We start from the raw sequence: 18,319 nt of genomic DNA, 5'->3' as shown, positions 1-18,319 counted from the left end.
GTTACAGCCCGCTACCCGCTGAGCTGGCGCCGTCCTCTGGACGGCCTTGCCTGCGGCGGCCCTTCACCAGGATCCAGGCGGCGAGGGCGACGACGGCGGCCCCTACCCCGCCAGGCAGTGTGTACCAAAAGCCGGCCGGCAGGGCATTCCCGGAGCCGGCGGCTGCCGGTACAGCCGCTTCACCGGCAGGAGCTGCGGACAGTGCCGCCGCCGTCGAACCTTGGGACGCGGCCGCCAGGGCAGCCGCAGAGTAGCGGACCACGGCCCCGTCCCCCGGCCATGACACCGCGGGGCTGATCACGATGGCGGACCCGTCCGGGGCTACCGCCAGGTGGCCTGGGCCGCCGTCGGTGGGGATCGAGCCCGCCACGTCTTTGGCGTGCGGCCGAATGACCGACAGCTTCTGGGACAGCAGGCTCGTTATGTACAGCGAGCCGTCGGATGCGATGGCCACGTCCTGCGGCCCGCCCCCGACAAAGATCCGCTCAGCCGCAGTGTCGGCGCCGGGTTTGATGACGGCGATGTCACTGGACTTGATGTTGGCTACGTAGACGGTTCCATCGGGTCCGGCGGCGATGCCGTGGGGCTGCTCTGACGTTCCGGTGTCCGAGATCAGTTCGATGGTCTTCGAAACAGTGTCCACCCCGGCCGGGATCACGGAGACGGTGCCGGCAGTCTGGCTGGTTACGAACGCGGTTCCGTCCTTCGTGACCGCTATTTCCGCCGGTCCCGCTCCGACCTTGATGGTGCGGTCCACCGCGGTTCCGTTCGGCGCAATCACTGAGACTGAATCCCCGGCGGGGTTGGCAACGTAAACCGTTCCGTCCGGTCCGGCGGCTAGCGGATGGAGGCCTGCGGACACCGGAACGGTCCTTTCCACACCTGCAGCACCGGGCGGGATGATCCCGACGGCGCCTTGGTCCCCCTCCGCCGTGGCTACGTAGAGCGTGCCATCCGGGCCGAGCGCGAGTCCAGTGGTGATGCGTCCTCCGGTGCTGAGGGTGCGTGCCGCCTTCGTGGCGCCCGAGGGAACCACGAAGACTCCACCGCCCTGGCCGTAATTGCCGAGGTATGCCGTTCCATCTGCGGCGATGGCCACCCGGACGGGGGTGCCGTAGATATAGATTGCTTCGTCAGCTTCCGCCACTGCCGGCGCTGCCGCTAGACCCAGCATGGCTCCGATAACGGCAGTGGACGCGGCCCAGCGGTACCTCATGAAATTTTCCCCCAACAGATTCCCCAATGATGAGTCGGCGCGAAGCCAACCCAGAGAAGCCTACTAGTTACCGGGACAAGGCCATTGACCACGGCCCGCGGACTCCGAATAGTGGGGGCATGGCAACAGCGATTTCCGATGGAGACTTCTCAGCCGCCGACGGTGTTACGGAGTGGCGCGTGCTGTTCTGGGGTGCGAAGACTTTGTACCAGACCGGCGACTTCGCCACCGGCGCACAGTTCGTTGCCGCCATCGCTGAGGCTGCGGAAGCACTCGGCCACGCCCCTCTGGTGGACCTGCGGCCGGACACCGTGACGGTCCAGGTCGTCACACCGGGCGTGGGGCTGAGCGACCGCGACCTCGAGCTTGCCCGCAGCATCTCCGGCGTTGCTGCCGGGCTTGGGCTGAAAGCAGACCCGTCGGCCGTGCAGCACGTCCAGCTCGCGTTCGACGCCTCCGACCGGCCGGCCGTCATGGAATTCTGGCGTGCGGCGCTGGGCTACGTCGCCGTCGGGGATGAGGACCTGGTCGAACCTAACCTCGTCGGCCCGTCCGCGTGGTTCCAGGACAAAGAGTCCGTCCCGCCGCACAACCGCATCCACATGGACGTCTCGGTCCCGCATGACCAGGCGCAGGCGCGTATCGATGCAGTCCTGGCCGCCGGCGGCCGCGTCCTCGGCGACCGCTACGCCCCCGCATGGGTCTCCCTCATAGATCCCGAGGGCAACGTGGTGGACATTTGCACGTGGCAGGGACGCGACTGATCTTTCTTCCGTCCCCTTTTAGCGTTCGCCGCCCGGAGTGGCTCCCGGCAGGAACTCCTCAGGCAGTTCGGCGACGGGAACCACCACCATGTCCTGCACTTTCCAGTCCAGGGCGACGCATTCGCGGCGCGCCCGTTCGATGTGGTCCAGGGACGGGATGACGCCCTCGCGGGGAACCACGAAGGCTTCAACGTGGAAGACGTGGCCTTCGTCGCGGATCCGGCTTCTGGCCCGGGCGACCCATCCGGTGTCCACCAGCGCAGCTTCGATCTGCGCGGCAAGCGGATGGGGCCGGGCATTGTCGTACGTTCTCGCCCGGGCGTCCATCAGGTCGGCGATGGCCCCGCGGAGGTTCTTGACGCCGTCGGAGGTGATGCCGGCCGAAATGACGAGGGCCGCGGCAGCGTCCGCCCACCACCATCCGACGCCGATGCCCGCCACTCCGGCGGCGGCGGCCACCGCCGTCATCCAGTCGGCCTTGTTCATGTCCGCGTCGGCGTAGAGGACCTTGTCGTGCAGTTTCTCGGCGACCTTCATCTTGGCCCGGCCGATGAAAACCGGCGGCAGGGCGATGAGCAGCATGACGCCGATCATCAGCCAGCCCAGCCAGACCGTCTGGCCGAAAAGCTCGATGCCGCCGATGGTGGGGTGTTCCGCCGTGATGAGTGCCAGTGCGGAATCGACGAGCAGGTAGCCGCCCATCACGAGCAGGGCGACGGCCGCCACGACGTGGGCAACACCGATGGCGCGGTGGTAGCCGTACGGGTGCTGCTCGGTGGGCGGACGGCGAATGACCCGGGCGGCCACGAGGAAAGCGATGGGCGGCAGGAAAGAGAGCAGGTCCTCGATCCAGGCCGCCTTCATGGCCTGCGAACTGCCCAGCACCAGGAAGACCAGCGAGACGGTCACGGCCAGGAAGGCGATGGTCAGCCATTCGAGCTTCCTGGCTTTGTGGAGGGCTGCGCGCTGCTCCTCGGGGAGCCGCGTGTGCCCGAACCGGGCTGTTGTCTTGCTGTCCGCGCGGTTCACGGTGTCACCTCCTGCGCCAGCAGGTGGCGGTCCAGTTCCAGCAGAAAGGCGTTCTCGCCGTGCGGGACAAGCATGACGTGCTTGACGGTTTTGCCGCGCTCGTCCGTGCTTTCCGCGAAGGGGCGGGTGAGGCCGGCGTCCTTGGACCATGGTGTGTCGTCGGCAAACCCGCCGACCACCAGGTCCAGGTCCCCGTGCTTGAGGTCGCTGACGAGGTCCTGTTCGCTGCCGCTGCGCCAGTCCACGGCTGCACCTCGGGAGTCCGCGAAGCTCCGGACCAGATCCGGTTCGATGCCCGCCGGATCACTGCCTGGATCCAGCCGGACCCAGTCGCCGCTTTTGCTGACGCTTTCGGTCGCTCCGACCCGGAGCGTTCCTCCCGTGATGTTTCCCAGCGTTCCTTTCGGGTCGGCGGGCATGGCGCAGCCGGTGAGCAGGCAGCCGGCGGACAGGAAGACCGCGGCGAGCGCGTACGCCGCCCGAGTCCTGGAGAGCAACACTGGATCCACCTTTCGCGCCGAGGCCCTTCTTCCTGAACCCTAGCCGAAGGGGCTATTCCGCGCCGCGCTAGCGGTCCAGGAAGCGCTTAAGGAACGGGAGGGTAGCGTGCATGGCCTGCAGGTCGCCGTCGCTGGCGGCCAGTTCGCCGAGGTAGTCACCGTGGCCGCCGGGCACGATCAGGAGGCCGGCATCCGGGATCGCTCGGCTCATGCGCACTGCGTGCTCCGGGCTCACCACGTCCTGGTCGGTGCAGAGCACCAGGGTTGGCGCAGTGATTCTGCCGAGCTCCTCGTCAGTCCAGCCTGGGAAGCCGAGGATGCGCTGCCGGTCCAGTTCGAACAGGCGCTCCAGGTGGCCGGGCTCGGGATTGATGCTGCGGTCGGCGTCCTGGTAGACAGCGGGCATGTCGTCCAGGGTGGCCGCCTTCATCCCCTCCCAGAACTCGTCTGGCACGGCGTCCCGGCTGAAAAACGTGGAGGCGGCGACGAGGCGGCGCACCCGGAACGGGTGCTGCATGGCCAAAGCGAGGGCGGTGTGGCCGCCGGCGCTGAACCCGAGCACATCCACCGCGTCCAGGTGCAGCTGGTCGAGGACCGCCAGGACGTCCCCGGCCGAGTTCTCGGCGGTGAGCGGCCGATCGGTCGGGGCCGTCCGGCCGTGGCCTTCCTCATCGACGGCGATCACCAGGCGGCGCTCGGACAGGAACGGAATGATGCTGGAGAAGTTCGTCTGGATGGTGGATCCCCCGCCGGGGATCAGGAGAAGGGGTGCCCAGCCTGTCTGCGCCTCGCCGTGGACCTCGTAGTACATGCGGAGGCCGCCGTTGTCCGCGTATCCCTGCCTGAACGTCACACGGCATCCTAACGCCGGGTGGTTGCCGGCGCCACGGATGATTTTCTCGGCGGTTAACCGAAACCGGTTGACCGTTAGAATGAACAGCAGTTGATGAGAGGTGGAATCCAATGGCTTTGGCCCGACGCGTGACCCGTGCGGAGGCACTGGGAGAACAGGTTGTGGCAGCGCTGCGGTCCGACATCCTTACAGGCGATCTTCCTCCCGGGCACCTGCTGGTGGAGGCCGCACTCGCGGAATCCTTTGGCGTCAGCCGCGGACCCGTCCGGGACGCCCTGCGAACCCTCGCCGGCGAGGGCCTAATCGCGGCCTCCGGCAGGAGCTACCGGGTTGTCGGCCTGGACCGGCAGGACCTCCGCGACCTCTTCGCACTCCGTGAGCTGCTCGAGGTCGCCGCGGCCCAGCAGTGCGCGGCGGGAAACCCCGAGGGACTGCACCAGGAAGCAGAAGCCGCCCTGGAGGACATGCGCACCGCGGCCGAAGCCGGCAACACGGACGCGTTTGCCACCGCAGATGCAGCATTCCACTCAGCCTTCTTCACCTCGTGCGGCAACCGCCGGCTCCTGGCGGTCTGGGAGCAGCAGGTACCCACTTTCACGGAGCTATTCCGGCTCACCACAGCACTGGATGAGCCGCTGTCGCGCTCCGTGGACTGGCACCGACAGATGCTTGACACCGTTTACGGAGGAGACCCGGAGGCCATCGCCGCCGAGGTGCGCAAGCTCGTCGTCGGCGGCGAGGAACAGATCGTCACCGCCCAGCACGATCTGCTGGAGCAGCGGCGCGCCTGACCTCAGAAGGCGCCGCACCTCAGAGCGCCGTCAGGCCGCCGTCGACCGTGAACAGGCCGCCGGTTGCGTACGCCGATTCATCGCTGGCGAGGTAGACCATGATGCCTTCGACGTCCGCGGCGGTGCCGGCGCGGCCCAGCATGGTGGAGTCAACCAGGCCGGCGCGGCTGGCAGGATCATCCGCAATGGTCTGCACGAGCGGCGTCTCCGTGTAGCCGGGGACAACTGTGTTGACCCGGATGCCCTCCCTGGCGTAGTCAGCAGCGACGACGCGTGCCAGTCCGTGGACGCCTGCTTTCGAACTGGAGTAGGCGGTGAACGTCTGCCCGCAGGCCACCACCGCGGTGGGGCTGCCGGTGCAGATGATGGAGCCGCCCCTCCCCTGCAGGGCCCGCACCGCATGCTTGAGCGTCAGGAACGCGCCGCGGTGGTTGACGGCCACGGTCTTCTCCCACACCTCGAGGGACAGCTCGCCCACCTTCGCGTCCTGGCCGAAAAGCTGGACTCCGGCGTTGGCCACCACGATGTCCAGCGGTCCGCCGGCCGCGATGGAGGCGTAGGCCGCTTCCACGCTGGTTTCGTCTGAGATGTCCACGGGAAGCGCTGTGGCAAGGTCGCTCCCGGTGGCGGCCGCCGCTTTCTCGGCAGCTTCGGCGTTGATGTCGGCGAAGTACACGCGGGCGCCTTCAGCGGTGAAGCGCTGCGCCACGGCCAGCCCGATTCCGGATCCGGCGCCGGTGACCAGAGCGGTTTTGCCTGCAAGCCTGTTGGACATCTTGTTCCTCATTTCGTGGTGGATGGATCGGCTCCGGGTGGAGGGATCAGTCGAGCCGCCGGGCCGTGTGGCACCAGGCGGGAATGTTGAAGGTGTGGGTCTCGCCGTCTTCAAGCCGGACCGCTGTGTTCAGCGGTTCTGCCGTGAGGTTCGCGGCAAAGAGCAACACGCCGGAGCCTGATGAAACCGGGTAGAGGACCAGCCCGGGGATCCCCTGCGGTGCCTCCAGCACTTCGGCGCCGCGCAGGGCGGCCAGTTTTTCGAAAAGCCGCAAGGCGGGCGTCGGGGTCCCGTCATCGGCGATAAAGCCCCTGGGTCCGCTGGCCTCGAAGTAGCTGACGGAATCGACGCCGGGCAGGGTCAGGGCCGCGATGCTGCCCAGCAGCCAGGCGGCGGTGAAGTCCTCGCCCTGCAGCGGGTCCGTGGTCATCGCTTCGACCGTCGCAGGGTCATAGGCACCGTCCGTGGAAACGGCGTTGAACCGGGCCTTGAGTGTGACCGGGCCAATGTGCAGCGGCTTACCGACCCCGATGCGGATAGCGTTCAGCGCCGTGAGCCGCTGGATCGGGAGGCTTTCCACGATATGGGGCACCTCGGTGGCATGCATCTGCGGCGTGATGCTGTAGGTGAGGGCGCCGGCGTCATCGGGAAGGACGTCCTGCCGGCGGTTGAGCTCGGTGAAATGGGAGCGGGCGCCGGCGAGCAGGGTGCCGGTGAAGCCGCGCCGCTGCGCTTCGACGCGCAGTTCGTCCCACAGTTCCGGTTCGGTGACATGGCCGTCGGAGCTGAACACCCCGAGCCTGGCCACCTTCCCGAGGGGCAGCAGGTCCAGCCTGGGGGCAATGTCGGCGGCACTGGCCGCGGCGATCCGCACGTCCAGCGGAGCGTCCAGCTCGGCGGCCTGCCGCTCTCCGTGGTGCAGGACTTCCGCTGCTGCGGGGCCGCTGCCCGGCAGCTCAACGATTAGGGCGTCCAGCCCGGGAACGACGCCGAGCCTCGCCGCTGAGCGGGACGCTGACGTTCCCAGCCCAGGGACAAAACCCTGGACCTGCCGGTGCACCGTCAGCACGCCGTCGGCCCGTTCCGCGGAAGTCGAAGGGGCTGTTGATCCGGCCGCCTGGTCCGTGGGTGCGGCCGTGAGGCGGATGCTCTGCTGCACCCGCTCCCCCGCGCGCACACTGACCGGAAACGGGCGGGACAGCGGGGTGCTGTAGGTCTTGAAGGAGGCGTCGGTCCAGTTCCGCTGGTCTTCGGTTTCAAAGACGTCGCCGCTGAACTCGAGTGTGTAGGCGGTGCCGTCGCGTTCCCAGGCCAGCGCGGCAATGTCCATGAAGGGCTGGTGCGGGCTGACGTCGGTTGGAAAAGCTGACTCTGTGCGGGTCCCGTCTGGGGCTGTGATGGTGACGCGCCGTCCGCCGTCGTCGGGCCGGTGCAGGACAACCAGGCCGATCCGGTTACTGCGGAAATCCTGAGGCGCGGTACCGTCGAAGGCAACCGTGAGCCCGTCGCCCGAAAAGCTGACGGCCACGTCGGCAGCGTACTCGGAGCCAAAACCGGTAAAGCCGACGGCGAGCCGGAGGGACGCGTCGTCGTCGTCGCCAGTCGCAGATTCAACCTCGGGGACGGATTCGACTTCAGGTACTAGGGTCCGCCAGTCGTGGTCCCGGACCACTGGCCTGATGGCTCTGAGGACGGGGTGTCCCTGGTATTCGATGTCCGCCAGTTCGTCCCCGCGCAGCTGCACGCGCCACGGGCCGTTCTCAATCGTTCGGGCCGGTGCATGGAGTCGGGATTCGTTCTCGGCGAGGATCACGTCTGCGCTTTCGGTCGGAAGGGCTTCGAGGTCGGGATGGTTCACATCCGGTGTGACGGCCGGGGACAGGAGAACCTGCCCCCGGCCATCGGGTGGAACGGTCAGACGGCGCGCAGCCGCACGGCCACGAACTGCCTGCCCGGCAGCTCGATCCTAAACCGCCCGGAGAACGTGCCGGGGAGGGTTTCCACGGTCATGTTCCAGGTGTCGATGACGTCGATCTCGAACGTCTGGTCCTGAGGCTTGACGAACCGGCGGTACGTGGGCTGGTTGAACCCGAAGTAGATCAGTTCGTACCGGTCCTTGATGCCTGCACTGGGGACGTCCCAGTGGCCGCGCAGCGGTTCGAGGTGCCCGCCGGGGCTTTCCTCGAGGATGCGGCGCAGGAAGCCGATCCGGTCCGGGCTGGTTCCGCGAAGCTCGCCGCCCTTGGCCCACCAGAGGATGTCCTCCGGGTGGACGTAGGTTTCGCCGTGGCCCACATAGCCTCCGCGGATGGCGCCTTCCCAGAACCGCCGGGTCATTTCCTCGCCGGTGATATTGCCCCAGCCCTGGTCGATGTTGCCCTCGTAGGCGCATTCGTCGATGACGACCGGCTTGCCGTACTGCTCGCGCCATTCGGTGGTCATCTCGGCGGTCTTGTAGATGTCCCGCCGCTGGATGCTGCAGTGCGTGACCCAGGGCCGGCTGTGGTCGTAGAACTCACGGCAGTTGTGGATGGAGAGCAGGTGCTGGTTCGGGTCGTTCTCCTGCACGATGGCCGCGAAGCGTTCCCAGTCCTCGGTGGTCTTCTCGAACATGAGGTCGTATTCGTTGGCCAGGGACCACCAGATGTTCCGGTGCGAGGCCAGGCGGGCGGTGACGTACTTGACGTAGAGGTCGTCGGCCGCGGCGTTCATGGTGGAGAAGCCCCACCGGTCGTAGGCATGGAAGAGGATCAGGTCGGCTTCGACGCCCAGCTCTTCGAGCTGGCTGATGCGCCGTTCCAGGTGGTGGTAGTAGGCAGGATTCGGGCGGGTGTAGTCGAAGCCCTCCTGCAGGGATCCCTCGTAGGGGTAGATCCCGGGTTCGTTTTCGTTGAACAGGTAGGACTTGGGGAAGACGCACATGCGCATCTTGTTGAACGGTCCCGATTTCAGGGACGCGAGCGTCTGTTCCTCGAGCTCATTGCCCTGGTGCGTCCAGACGTAGGAGGTGGTGCCGACCGGCAGGTAGGGGGTGCCGTCGTCGTAAGCAAAGTGGAACTTATCCGCTACCCGGACCACACCGCGCGACGCCGGTTCGGTGCCTGCCGCTGTAAACGAACCCGTGATCTGGTCCAATGAGCGGGCGTTGCTTTCCGTGGTGAAGGACCAGCCGCCCTCCGCGGGCACCAGCAGACGGATGCGGTAGGTGCCGTTCCCGTCGTAGAAACCCGGAACTCGCAGGGTCCGGTCGCCGCTGCTGAAGGTCGCGTGAAGGTCCACGTCGGTGAACGGGTTGCCGTGCGAGGAACCCTGGAGGGTGAGCTCGAAGCGCTGCCATTTGCGGGCCTCGGCCGGATACTCGGCGGCGGCGCTGCCGGTTTCGACGGAGTCCGGTTCGTAACCGGAGGGCCGCTCGATGTCCCGCACGGAGCGGTCCTGGCCGGCAGGTACGGGGTCCAGCGCCTCGATCTTGGCGAGGATCTCCGCCCTCTTCTGGGGGTCGTTGCGCAGGGATTCCTCGGTGCCGAGGATCAGGCCGAGCTGGTAGTGGTAGAGCGTGTGCAGCAGGGGGTTGGCTGCCAGGTCGGGGACGTGGCTGGCCAGGATCTCGTGCCCTGCGGGGTCGCGCATGACATCGAACAGCGGGGTCTGTGCGGTAAAGGTCGCCATGGTGGCCTTTCTGCGGTGAAAGTGGGGTGGAGGATGGTGGGGACCGGAAGGGCCGGTCAGCCCTTGACGGCGCCGGTGAACATGCCCTGGACGAAGTAGCGCTGGAACAGCAGGTAGACGATCATCACGGGCAGGATGGACATGATGGTGAAGGCGTTCAGCGGGCCGTAGGAGCTGGTGAACTGGGACTGGAAGCCCTGGATGGCCAGCGGGATGGTCTGCGCGGCCTGGTCCTGGAGGATGACAAGGGCGATCGCGTATTCGTTCCAGGTGGCCACGAAGTCCAGGATGAACAGGGCAGCCAGGGCCGGCTTGGACAGGGGCAGGATGATCTGCCAGAACAGCCGCCAGTTGCCGCCGCCGTCTACGCGGACGCTCTCGTCGATCTCTTTCGGCACGGCGCTGAAGAAGCCGTGCAGGATGAAGACCTGGATGGGCAGTCCGAAGCCGATGTAGGGCAGGATCACGCCGAGCGGGTGATTGAGCAGGCCCATGTCCAGGATGGTCTTGAACAGCGGGCCGAGGGCCACCTGGATGGGCACCATGGAACCAAGCGCGAAGGCTCCGAGCAGCAGCTTGCTGTGCTTGAAGCGGATCCGGGACAGGCCGAAGGCCGCAGCGGCGGAGAACAGCAGGCCCAGGGGGACCTTGATCGCTGCGATGAGGAGGCTGTTGCCGCCGGCGGTGAGGAGGTTGCCGGTCTCCAGCGCCTCGGTGTAGTTCTGCCATTCAGGCGAGCCGGGGAACGCGAAGGACGAGGTGGAGAAGATGGCGGCTTCTGACTTCAGGGACGTGAAGATCACGAAGATCAGGGGCATGGCCCAGATGACCATGGTCACGGCCAGGGCGAGCCAGAGGCCGATCCTGACGTAGTCGACGTTGCGGCGTGGACGGGCGGTCCCGTCGGCGTGCTTTGCGCGCCCGAGAGTGAGGGTGCTCATCAGTCTTCGTTTCCTTTGGTGGACCAGATCAGGTAGGGGATGACAAGGACAAGGGTGATGCCCAGCAGCACCGTGGCCACCGCGTTGCCCATGCCGAAGTCGTGCTGCAGGAAGGACTGGGAGTAGGACCACAGGGCCAGCACCTGCGAGGACTGGGCCGGGCCGCCGCCGGTCATGCCGACCACGAGGTCGAAGACCTTGATGGAGTGGACGATGGTCAGCACCAGAACGACGACGACGGTGGGCCGGAGGGCCGGGAACGTCACGTGCCGGAAGACTTTCCAGTTGTTAGCCCCGTCCAGGCGGGCCGATTCGACCAGTTCCTTGGAGACGCTTTGCAGGCCGGCGAGGAAGAGGACCATGTTCAGGCCCGCGATCTGCCAGACGAAGGCGGCGAAGATTGCGTAGATGGCCACCTTGGGGTCGCTGAGGAACGTGACGCCCGAGCCGTCACCGATGTGCCACGCCCTGGCGAGTTCGGAGAAGACGCCGTAGTTCGGGTTGTACATCCAGCGCCACATGTTGGCGATGGCGATCGGCGCCAGGACGCCGGGAATGTAGAAGACGGAGCGGAACAGGTTCCGGCCGAAGATGGGCCGGTTCAGTGCCAGGGCCATCACCAGGCCGAGGCTGGTGGGGATCACCAGGGAGAGCAGAACCCAGACGATCGTGTTCTGCATGGCGGTCCAGAACACCGGATCGGCGGTGAAGAGCCGGACGTAGTTCTTGAAGCCGACGAATACTTGCGGGTCCGCGTTGAAGCCGGACCACTCGAAGAGGCTCAGGCGCACGGCGCTGACCATCGGGCCGATGACGAAGACAACGTAGGCTGCCAGGGCGGGAGCGAGGAAGGGCAGGGCTGCGACGAAGCCGCCGCCGGCGATGCGCTTCAGGAGCGGCTTCTTTGATGGTTGCCGCGTAACGGGGCCCGGTAGTGTCTCCAGGCGCGTGGCTGTGAGCTTAGACAAGAGTAGGTCGCCTTTGATCTGTGGATCGGTCAGTGGGCTGAAGGGCAGGGGTGCTGAAGGGCGGGCCGCGTGCGGGGCGCAGTCCCGCCCTTCAGCGAACGAGCTACTTGCTCGAATCGAGGAACTTCTGGAATTCCGCGCCGGCGTTGGCCGGGTCCAGGCCTCCGGTTGCAACCAGGTTCTGGATCCGCCAGTACTCAGTGGTCTGGGCCTGGGTGAGGTTCTGGTCGTTGTTCATGTACAGGCCCTTGGCGTTCTCGAAGATGCCGTTCCAGGACTTGCTCAGTTCGTCCGAGGCCGCGGGCTTGACTTCCTTGTTCACCGACTGGGTGGAGAACTGGCCCAGGGTTTCCTGCTGGACCGAAGTGGACATCATGAAGTCCAGGAACTTGGCCGCGGCATCCTTGTGCTTGCTGTCCTTGGTGATGTACATGGCCTGCTCAAAGCCGTACATGCGCCCGGTCCCGGTGGGCAGGGGGAACACACCGAAGTCTTCGGCCTTGGCGTTGTCCTTGATCTGGGCGTTGAACCAGTCGCCCTCGAGTGCCATGGCGGCCTTGCCGCTGAAGAACAGGGCGGACGACTCGTCGTTGTTGATGCCGATGAAGCCGGTGTTGAAGTAGTCCTTGGACCATTTCTGGAGGTTGGTGAAGGACTTGGTGACGCATTCCTCCTGACCCCAGTTGGCCTTGTTGGTGACCAGCTTGTCGAACGTCTCGGAGCCGCAGTAGCCCTCAAGGAAGGTGTCCAGCAGGCGCATGACGTGCCAGTTGACGGTGCCGCCGAACTCGATCGGGGTGATGCCGGCGTCCTTGAGCTTGGCGGCGGCGTCGTTCAGCTCGTCGATGGTCGTCGGCAGCTTGGTGATGCCGGCCCTTTCGAACAGGGCCTTGTTGTAGTACAGGGCTTCGCCGTTGAGCTTCCACGGAACGCCGTGGTAGCCGCCATACTGCTTGGCCGGCCCAAGTGCAGCCTCGGTGAAACGCTCCGGCCACTTGTACTGGGTGTACTCGCTGCTGAGGTCAGCGCTGGCGCCGTTCTTGACCAGCTCGCCGCCGAGGCCTGGCCCTGCCCAGAAGTCGTAGATGTCGGGAGCGGCGGAGGTGCCGATGGAGGTCCGCAGCGCGTCCTTGTGCGCGTCAACGGCGCGGTTGGTCTTCTTGATGGTGATGTCCGGATTTGCCGCTTCGAAATCCTTGATGATCTTGTCCTGGGCCGCAGCCGCAGTCGGGGAGGCCGGGTTGATCACCCACCAGTCGAGTTGGGTCTTGCCGGAAGCAGAGGAGCCGGCTCCGGCGGAGCAGCCAGCCAGAACGGCAATGGCGGTCAGAGCAACAGCGCCTTTGGCAAGCAAACGCATCGTCGCGTCCTTTCGTAGGTTTCAGTTGAGGGTGCTTTCGTCACTGCCGTCTCGGCCGAAGATGTGTGACCTAGCCCATAAGGAGTATGGGGGTTTACGATAACTCACGTCAACCGGTTGACCAATATTCCTTCAAAAAAGACAAATCCGCGCAGTTGAGACATGAGTGATCGTAAACTTACCTTGGGACCACATAGGGTGCAGACTGCTGCGAAGAAAGGCGGACATGACGAGATCGAAGGCGGGAGCGCGTCCCAGCATGGCCGACGTCGGCAGGCTGGCCAACGTCTCCACCCAGACGGTGTCGCGCTACTTCACGGGCGTCGGTTACGTCCGCGCCGAGACGCGCGAGCGGATCACCGCCGCCATCGAGGAACTGGGGTATGTGCCCAACCAGTCTGCCCGGGCCCTTCGCACCAGCCGGACGAACTCAGTGGGCGTACTGACCATGGGCGCCTTTGTCTACGGAAGCGCGGGCGTGCTGACGGGATTGGGATTTGCGGCCCGCGAGGCCGATTTCACCCTCACGATTGCCGCGCTGAATCTCGACTTTGAGGCAAAGAACTGGGAAGCCGAGGCTCGGCGGGCACTGGCGCATTTCAAGTCCATCCAGGTCGACGGGGTAGTTGTTTCCACACCGCTGCCCGGCGTCGACAAGCTGCTCGCCGGCTGGGACCAGTCGACGCCGCTGATCACGGTTTCGGAGCTTCCGTCCTCCGACGAAGGCTCAGCAGGCACGCATTCGCACGCGGCCGGCTGGGAGGCGACCCGCCACCTCATCGGACTGGGACACCGTGACATCCTGCATGTGGCCGGACCCTCCACCCGCAATGAAGCCCGGGAGCGTGAGCGCGGCTACCGTGATGCCATGCAGAGCGCCGGCCTTAACCCCCAGGTGCTCGATGTCGCCAAGGACTGGTCCTCGGACGCCGGATACCAGGCAGGCGAAGCCGCAGAGTCCGGCACGTTCACGGCTGTTTTCGCCGCGAATGACGAGATTGCCCTCGGCTTCATGAGTGCCATGGAGAAACGCGGACTCCGGGCGCCCCGGGACTTTTCCATCGTCGGGGTGGACGACATGCCTGCCGCCGCCTACTTCTCGCCGCCGCTGACCACCATGAAGCTCGACTTCCAGGCACTGGGCATCGCCACGTTCAAGATGCTCCACCACCAGATCCTGACCGGAGAACCTGCCCGGCATTACGTCGTCGAACCCGAGCTCGTGATCCGTGACTCGACGTCGCGCGTGGCCGGTAAGTAGCCGGACACCGGGGGCACCCGCCGCCCAACCCCAGCACCGCTCCGGCTGTGCTTCCCTGGATGAACGTTGGGTGAAAAGTAGGGACACCCGGCCGGGCAGCGGACTCCTCTGGCTATCCTTTGCCCATGGTTCCCCTTACACCCGGGGTGCGGATCCGCGCCAAACTGCCCTGCAGAACGTCATGACCATGGTGGACCAGGAACACGCCGGCCCTCTCGAGACGCCAGGGGATGCGCATCCGGAGTGGACCCTGATGTACCGCAAGGGCATGTCCCGGAAGAAGATCGCCGAACTGGCCCGGGTCAAGGCCTCCGCCGTCGCGGCCCACCTTGCGGCAGTCAAGGCCGCCGATCCCGCCCTGAAAACCGAACACCGCGCAGCAACTGCCGCCGGAACAAGCTACGCGGCACCAGGCCTCAAGCGCCTGTATCAGCTGCTGGCCATGGTCGACGCAACGGGCCGCTACCCGTCCCGCAACGCCGAGGACAAGGCGGAGCGGGAACTGGCCCAGTGGCTGCGGCGCCGCCGCCGCGACGCGGACGCCGGCATCCTGCATCCGATCATCGCCGCAGGCCTGTCCGTCCTGCCCGACTGGCGCCGCAGGCCCCGGGAGGTCAGGGAGGAGCAGCAGTGGCAGAACCATCTGCAGCAACTGGCCGCGTACCGGGCTGCGGGACACCCCTGTCCCCGCACCACCCCCGGCGTGGCCGGGCCGGAAAAGGAACTCGGCGGCTGGCTGCGCAGCCAGCGGTACAAGTTCCGCCACGGCGACCTCACCCCTGATCGGACAGACGCGCTGGATGCCGCCCTGCCGGGATGGCGCGCAGGCGGCAAGGCGGCTGGCGGGGATTCCCCGCCTGACGACGAATAATAGAGACGCAGGATCAGTCGCCCACCGCTTCTCGGCCCCGCCGCACGATGAGCGGGTCGGGTTCGTACACCACGGAAGTGTCCTTGCCCTCGTAGTCGAACTGGTTGAGGAAGAAGCGCAGGGCGTTGATCCGGCCGCGTTTCTTGTCGTTGGATTTGATGGTGATCCACGGCGCGTCGTCCGTGTCGGTGCGCAGGAACGTCTGCTCCTTGGCGTCGGTGTAGTCATCCCACCTGTCGAGTGAAGCCAGGTCCATGGGCGAGAGCTTCCATCGCCGGACGGGGTCGATCTGGCGGATGGCGAAGCGCGTGCGCTGCTCGCGGCGGGTCACGGAGAACCAGAACTTGTTCAGGTGGATTCCGGAGTCCACCAGCATCCGCTCGAACTCCGGGACCTGCCACATGAAGCTGCGGTACTCCTCGTCCGTGCAGAAGCCCATGACCTTTTCCACGTTGGCGCGGTTGTACCAGGAGCGGTCGAACATCACGATCTCGCCCGCCGTCGGAAGGTGCTGGACGTAGCGCTGGAAATACCACTGCCCCTGTTCCCGGTCGGAGGGCTTGCCGAGCGCCACGGTCCTGGCCGACCGGGGATCCAGGTGCTCGGTGAAGCGCTTGATCGTCCCTCCCTTGCCGGCCGCGTCCCTGCCCTCGAACACGATCACGTTCTTGAGCCCGTTGTCCTGGCCCCAGTACTGGAATTTCAGCAGCTCGATCTGCAGCAGGTACTTCTCCATCTCGTACTCCCGGCGGGTCATCCGCTCCGCATACGGATAGTCCTCCCGCCACGTCTCCACCGCGGATCCGCCCGGGTCGATCAGCTCGGGGTCCTCGCCCTGCCCGCCGCTGACCGTGTACCCCGATTCCACGAGGTCGTCGATCGCCTGGCGCAGGTTTTCCCGGACCCACCAGTCTTCGCCGGGCACCATTGGGTTGGAGGACTGTGCCATCGGGATCTCCTTCACGTCAGCGGATCGTGGTCCGGATTTTAACAGGCCAGCTTAAAGCCCAGGTGAACGAGGCGGCGCCCGGCTACACCTCCGGGATGACAACCACGGGTCGGCGCTGGATGCCCATAAGCCGGGCAGACACGGACTGCTCAAGCATCCGGTTGAAACGCGCCCGGGCGCCGTGGCGGGGACCTCCGACAACGATTGCCGAGGCTCCGGTGCTGTCGGCCAGCCGGGCCAGGGCATCCGGGACGGAACCGTTGAGCACCCGAAGGGACCACGTCTCACCAGGGGCGCCCAGGACGGCTTCAATCGAGGACCGCACGTCAGCGGCCGGGAACAGCGCTTCACTGTTGGTGTTGGGGTCGATGGAGCTGGCCGTGCGCGACCGTGCAGGTTCGAATTCAGCCAGGTAGCCGGAGGGGTCCACGAAAGCGCAGATGAGGTGCACGCCCAGCCCATCGGCGAGGCCAGCAGCGCCGGCAATCAACCGCCGGGGCGGCTCCCATGGCACGCCAAGGATCAGAGGTCCGTCTGTCCATGCGGATCCCTCGTTCCGGCCGGTGTCCATGCGCCCACCCTACGCGTCACGGCCCGGCCTATACATTGCCGCCCGGCGTGCCCTCAGGCTTCCAGGACCTGCCGAATCCCGAATTCCCCCACCGAGAACATCCGTGGGTTGTCGTCGGAGTTGCTCACCATCGCGGTCGACAGGACGAGTGCCCAGCCGCGGGCACGGACCCAGGTGGCACTGTCCACCGAGGAGCCAAAGGCGCCCCTGAAGCGCTGGCGCGTCCCGGCGTCGAACATCAACCAGCCGACGGCGAGATCCACTGCCGGATCCCCGGCCCCGACATCGCCGAAATCGATCACGCCAGCCAGTGACCCGTCGGCTGCCAGCAGGATGTTGGCCGGATGCAGGTCCCCGTGGAGCATCATTGCCGGACCGTCCCAGGCTGCGGCCGCACGGGCTTCGCCCCACACCGCCTTCAACCCGGCGGCGTCGGAGTAGCGTTCCCGGTCAGCGAGCCTTTCCAGCAGCACCGCGTCCCTGTCCGCCAGCGGCACCCCGCGGACGGGATTCACCGGGACGTCCGCTTCCGCGGGAACGTGCAGGGACAGGAGAAAGGCGGCCAGGCCGTCAGCGGCGTGGTCGCGGTCCGCCGGACCGGCGTCGGCAGCAGGAGCGCCGTGGACCCACCGCACGATGCTCCACGGCCAGGGAAAGTCCGGCGTCGGCCAGCCGGCGTGGACGGGTACGGGAACCGGGACCGGCGAACGGCCGGCGATGCCGGGAAGGTACCGCTGCTCATGCAGGACCAGCGGCACGGCCTCCTCGCGGCGGGGCAGCCTGACCGCCAGGTCCGCACCGAGCCGGAATGTCGCGTTGTCCCAGCCGTTCGCGACCCGCTCCAGGGAGCGGCCGGCGAGGTCGGGCCGCTGGTCCCGGATGAGGGCATGGACGACGGCGGGACTCACCTCCACCGTGGCCGGCGGCATTCCTGCCATGAAGACTCCCGCCTTTCCCGTCCCTAGTAGACGGTTCCCTCCAGCAGTTCGGCAAGCCGGGCCGCAGCGCGCCGCAGTTCGGGGACCCCTGCCTTCAGCCCGTCCTCGGTGGCTGCCTCCACGGGGCTGGTCAGCGCGATTGATTCGCTGGGCAGCCCGGACCTGCTGATGGCCACAGCGACTGAGAGCACTCCGGTGGCACGCTCGTCGGCCGAGTAGGCGTAGTCCGTTCCGGGTTCGGGCAGGCGGGCCTTGAGCTCGGCCAGGCTGAAGTCGGGCTTTTCGTGCCCGGCCACCACCGCTCCCTGCACCACACCCTCGAGGTGTTCGTCCGGGGCACCGGCCAGCAGGATCTTGCCGGCAGCACCAACGGTGAGGGGCAGCCGCTTGCCCAGGGGCATGTCATACCGCAGCGGGGCGTCGCCGTCGACGCGGACCACCAGGATGCGTTCAAAGCCCAGGCGGGTGTACAGGGACGCGGTCATTCCAGTCTGCGCCGCCACCTGCTGGAGCACGGGGCGGGACGCGGTCACCAGGGGGTCGTTTTCAATGTAGCTGCGTGCCGCGGGCAGGACGGCCGGTCCGATCCGGTACGTCTTGTCCGTCTGGCTGACCATGCCGAAGTCCTGCAGGACCCGCAGGATGCGCAGCGTCGTGGGCAGGCTCATGCCGCAGTTCCGCGCCAGGTCGCTGAGCCGCTGCGGCCGGTCGGCCCGCTGCAGTTCCGCGAACACTTCCATCGCGCGGGACAGCGAGCGCATGTTGGAGGGCTTGCCGCCGTCGTCCGCCGCAGTGCCAGGCTGGGCATTGGTGACCGTCATTCTTTCATTCTATGTAACTTCTGCCTTCATTCCCTCCGCTTG

General features: G+C 66.6%; 18 protein-coding genes. 4 read left to right on the top strand and 14 right to left on the bottom strand.

Translation table 11 applies throughout. From position 1 onward, the window contains the following. Nucleotide 1: 1 nt before the first annotated feature. Nucleotides 2-1,216: a hypothetical protein gene (locus tag ACFTR6_RS05505; RefSeq protein WP_377957157.1), complete on the bottom strand. Its 1,215-nt coding sequence runs from the start codon at nucleotides 1,214-1,216 to the stop codon at nucleotides 2-4. Between the two features lie 119 nt (nucleotides 1,217-1,335). On the opposite strand from ACFTR6_RS05505, the gene ACFTR6_RS05500 reads away from it, so the two are divergent. Beyond that, on the top strand, nucleotides 1,336-1,980 hold the full coding sequence (locus ACFTR6_RS05500) for a VOC family protein (RefSeq protein WP_087871729.1): 645 nt from the start codon (nucleotides 1,336-1,338) through the stop codon (nucleotides 1,978-1,980). Nucleotides 1,981-1,998: 18 nt separating this feature from the next. Here ACFTR6_RS05500 and ACFTR6_RS05495 read toward each other — a convergent pair whose 3' ends face one another. The 3 genes from ACFTR6_RS05495 to ACFTR6_RS05485 all read right to left on the bottom strand — a co-directional run bounded on the left by ACFTR6_RS05495 (nucleotide 1,999) and on the right by ACFTR6_RS05485 (nucleotide 4,362). Beyond that, nucleotides 1,999-3,009 (bottom strand): cation transporter, encoded by a 1,011-nt coding sequence (locus ACFTR6_RS05495; protein ID WP_377957156.1) that lies wholly within the window; start codon nucleotides 3,007-3,009, stop codon nucleotides 1,999-2,001. Continuing rightward, complete coding sequence (locus tag ACFTR6_RS05490; protein ID WP_377957155.1) at nucleotides 3,006-3,509, bottom strand: ABC transporter substrate-binding protein; 504 nt, start codon at nucleotides 3,507-3,509, stop codon at nucleotides 3,006-3,008. The genes ACFTR6_RS05495 and ACFTR6_RS05490 overlap by 4 nt, the downstream gene beginning before the upstream one ends. Nucleotides 3,510-3,576: 67 nt before the next feature. Further along, nucleotides 3,577-4,362, bottom strand: coding sequence for an alpha/beta fold hydrolase (locus ACFTR6_RS05485; RefSeq protein WP_377957154.1), 786 nt, complete (start codon nucleotides 4,360-4,362; stop codon nucleotides 3,577-3,579). 110 nt (nucleotides 4,363-4,472) lie between these two features. Here ACFTR6_RS05485 and ACFTR6_RS05480 point away from each other — a divergent pair, with 110 nt between their 5' ends. Beyond that, nucleotides 4,473-5,153 (top strand): GntR family transcriptional regulator, encoded by a 681-nt coding sequence (locus ACFTR6_RS05480; RefSeq protein ID WP_377957153.1) that lies wholly within the window; start codon nucleotides 4,473-4,475, stop codon nucleotides 5,151-5,153. Nucleotides 5,154-5,172: 19 nt separating this feature from the next. On the opposite strand, the gene ACFTR6_RS05475 is transcribed toward ACFTR6_RS05480, so the two are convergent. From ACFTR6_RS05475 to ACFTR6_RS05450, 6 genes are all read right to left on the bottom strand, one after another. Beyond that, nucleotides 5,173-5,928, bottom strand: coding sequence for an SDR family NAD(P)-dependent oxidoreductase (locus tag ACFTR6_RS05475; RefSeq protein ID WP_377957152.1), 756 nt, complete (start codon nucleotides 5,926-5,928; stop codon nucleotides 5,173-5,175). Between the two features lie 46 nt (nucleotides 5,929-5,974). Then, nucleotides 5,975-7,786 (bottom strand): hypothetical protein, encoded by a 1,812-nt coding sequence (locus ACFTR6_RS05470; RefSeq protein ID WP_377957151.1) that lies wholly within the window; start codon nucleotides 7,784-7,786, stop codon nucleotides 5,975-5,977. 56 nt (nucleotides 7,787-7,842) lie between these two features. Then, nucleotides 7,843-9,597: a DUF5605 domain-containing protein gene (locus ACFTR6_RS05465; protein ID WP_377957150.1), complete on the bottom strand. Its 1,755-nt coding sequence runs from the start codon at nucleotides 9,595-9,597 to the stop codon at nucleotides 7,843-7,845. Between the two features lie 56 nt (nucleotides 9,598-9,653). Then, entirely contained in the window at nucleotides 9,654-10,538 is an 885-nt protein-coding gene (locus tag ACFTR6_RS05460) for a carbohydrate ABC transporter permease (RefSeq protein WP_076800087.1), read from the bottom strand. Next, a complete protein-coding gene (locus ACFTR6_RS05455) occupies nucleotides 10,538-11,506 on the bottom strand; it encodes a carbohydrate ABC transporter permease (protein WP_236782951.1) in 969 nt (322 codons plus the stop codon). The genes ACFTR6_RS05460 and ACFTR6_RS05455 overlap by 1 nt, the downstream gene beginning before the upstream one ends. Nucleotides 11,507-11,609: 103 nt before the next feature. Then, nucleotides 11,610-12,866, bottom strand: coding sequence for an ABC transporter substrate-binding protein (locus ACFTR6_RS05450; RefSeq protein WP_377957149.1), 1,257 nt, complete (start codon nucleotides 12,864-12,866; stop codon nucleotides 11,610-11,612). Between the two features lie 226 nt (nucleotides 12,867-13,092). Between ACFTR6_RS05450 and ACFTR6_RS05445 the strand changes: the two genes are divergently transcribed. Next, nucleotides 13,093-14,127, top strand: coding sequence for a LacI family DNA-binding transcriptional regulator (locus ACFTR6_RS05445; protein WP_076800083.1), 1,035 nt, complete (start codon nucleotides 13,093-13,095; stop codon nucleotides 14,125-14,127). 70 nt (nucleotides 14,128-14,197) lie between these two features. Further along, nucleotides 14,198-14,998 (top strand): helicase associated domain-containing protein, encoded by an 801-nt coding sequence (locus ACFTR6_RS05440; RefSeq protein ID WP_377957148.1) that lies wholly within the window; start codon nucleotides 14,198-14,200, stop codon nucleotides 14,996-14,998. 13 nt (nucleotides 14,999-15,011) lie between these two features. Here the strand turns inward: ACFTR6_RS05440 and ppk2 are convergent, their stop codons facing one another. The 4 genes from ppk2 to ACFTR6_RS05420 form a co-directional block, all read right to left on the bottom strand. Further along, on the bottom strand, nucleotides 15,012-15,947 hold the full coding sequence (gene ppk2 / locus ACFTR6_RS05435; RefSeq protein ID WP_377957147.1) for a polyphosphate kinase 2: 936 nt from the start codon (nucleotides 15,945-15,947) through the stop codon (nucleotides 15,012-15,014). Nucleotides 15,948-16,029: 82 nt separating this feature from the next. After that, nucleotides 16,030-16,518: a universal stress protein gene (locus ACFTR6_RS05430; RefSeq protein ID WP_377957146.1), complete on the bottom strand. Its 489-nt coding sequence runs from the start codon at nucleotides 16,516-16,518 to the stop codon at nucleotides 16,030-16,032. Nucleotides 16,519-16,571: 53 nt separating this feature from the next. Next, complete coding sequence (locus ACFTR6_RS05425; protein WP_377957145.1) at nucleotides 16,572-17,456, bottom strand: aminoglycoside phosphotransferase family protein; 885 nt, start codon at nucleotides 17,454-17,456, stop codon at nucleotides 16,572-16,574. A 23-nt stretch (nucleotides 17,457-17,479) separates the two neighbouring features. Further along, nucleotides 17,480-18,277, bottom strand: a complete 798-nt coding sequence (locus ACFTR6_RS05420) for an IclR family transcriptional regulator (RefSeq protein ID WP_377957144.1) — start codon at nucleotides 18,275-18,277, stop codon at nucleotides 17,480-17,482. Nucleotides 18,278-18,319: the final 42 nt, after the last annotated feature.

Origin of the sequence: Arthrobacter sp. NPDC057009 (genome assembly GCF_042673905.1) — a bacterium.
Classification (GTDB): domain Bacteria; phylum Actinomycetota; class Actinomycetes; order Actinomycetales; family Micrococcaceae; genus Arthrobacter.
This window is presented reverse-complemented; position numbering and strand designations above follow the sequence as displayed.

What these genes read in the sequence shown, in the direction of transcription:
- ACFTR6_RS05505 (WP_377957157.1), bottom strand. Translation starts at nt 1,216, where the DNA reads ATGAGGTACCGCTGGGCCGCGTCCACTGCCGTTATCGGAGCCATGCTG.
- ACFTR6_RS05475 (WP_377957152.1), bottom strand. Translation starts at nt 5,928, where the DNA reads ATGTCCAACAGGCTTGCAGGCAAAACCGCTCTGGTCACCGGCGCCGGA.
- ACFTR6_RS05480 (WP_377957153.1), top strand. Translation starts at nt 4,473, where the DNA reads ATGGCTTTGGCCCGACGCGTGACCCGTGCGGAGGCACTGGGAGAACAG.
- ACFTR6_RS05420 (WP_377957144.1), bottom strand. Translation starts at nt 18,277, where the DNA reads ATGACGGTCACCAATGCCCAGCCTGGCACTGCGGCGGACGACGGCGGC.
- ppk2 (WP_377957147.1), bottom strand. Translation starts at nt 15,947, where the DNA reads ATGGCACAGTCCTCCAACCCAATGGTGCCCGGCGAAGACTGGTGGGTC.
- ACFTR6_RS05430 (WP_377957146.1), bottom strand. Translation starts at nt 16,518, where the DNA reads ATGGACACCGGCCGGAACGAGGGATCCGCATGGACAGACGGACCTCTG.
- ACFTR6_RS05450 (WP_377957149.1), bottom strand. Translation starts at nt 12,866, where the DNA reads ATGCGTTTGCTTGCCAAAGGCGCTGTTGCTCTGACCGCCATTGCCGTT.
- ACFTR6_RS05425 (WP_377957145.1), bottom strand. Translation starts at nt 17,456, where the DNA reads ATGGCAGGAATGCCGCCGGCCACGGTGGAGGTGAGTCCCGCCGTCGTC.
- ACFTR6_RS05500 (WP_087871729.1), top strand. Translation starts at nt 1,336, where the DNA reads ATGGCAACAGCGATTTCCGATGGAGACTTCTCAGCCGCCGACGGTGTT.
- ACFTR6_RS05465 (WP_377957150.1), bottom strand. Translation starts at nt 9,597, where the DNA reads ATGGCGACCTTTACCGCACAGACCCCGCTGTTCGATGTCATGCGCGAC.
- ACFTR6_RS05460 (WP_076800087.1), bottom strand. Translation starts at nt 10,538, where the DNA reads ATGAGCACCCTCACTCTCGGGCGCGCAAAGCACGCCGACGGGACCGCC.
- ACFTR6_RS05445 (WP_076800083.1), top strand. Translation starts at nt 13,093, where the DNA reads ATGACGAGATCGAAGGCGGGAGCGCGTCCCAGCATGGCCGACGTCGGC.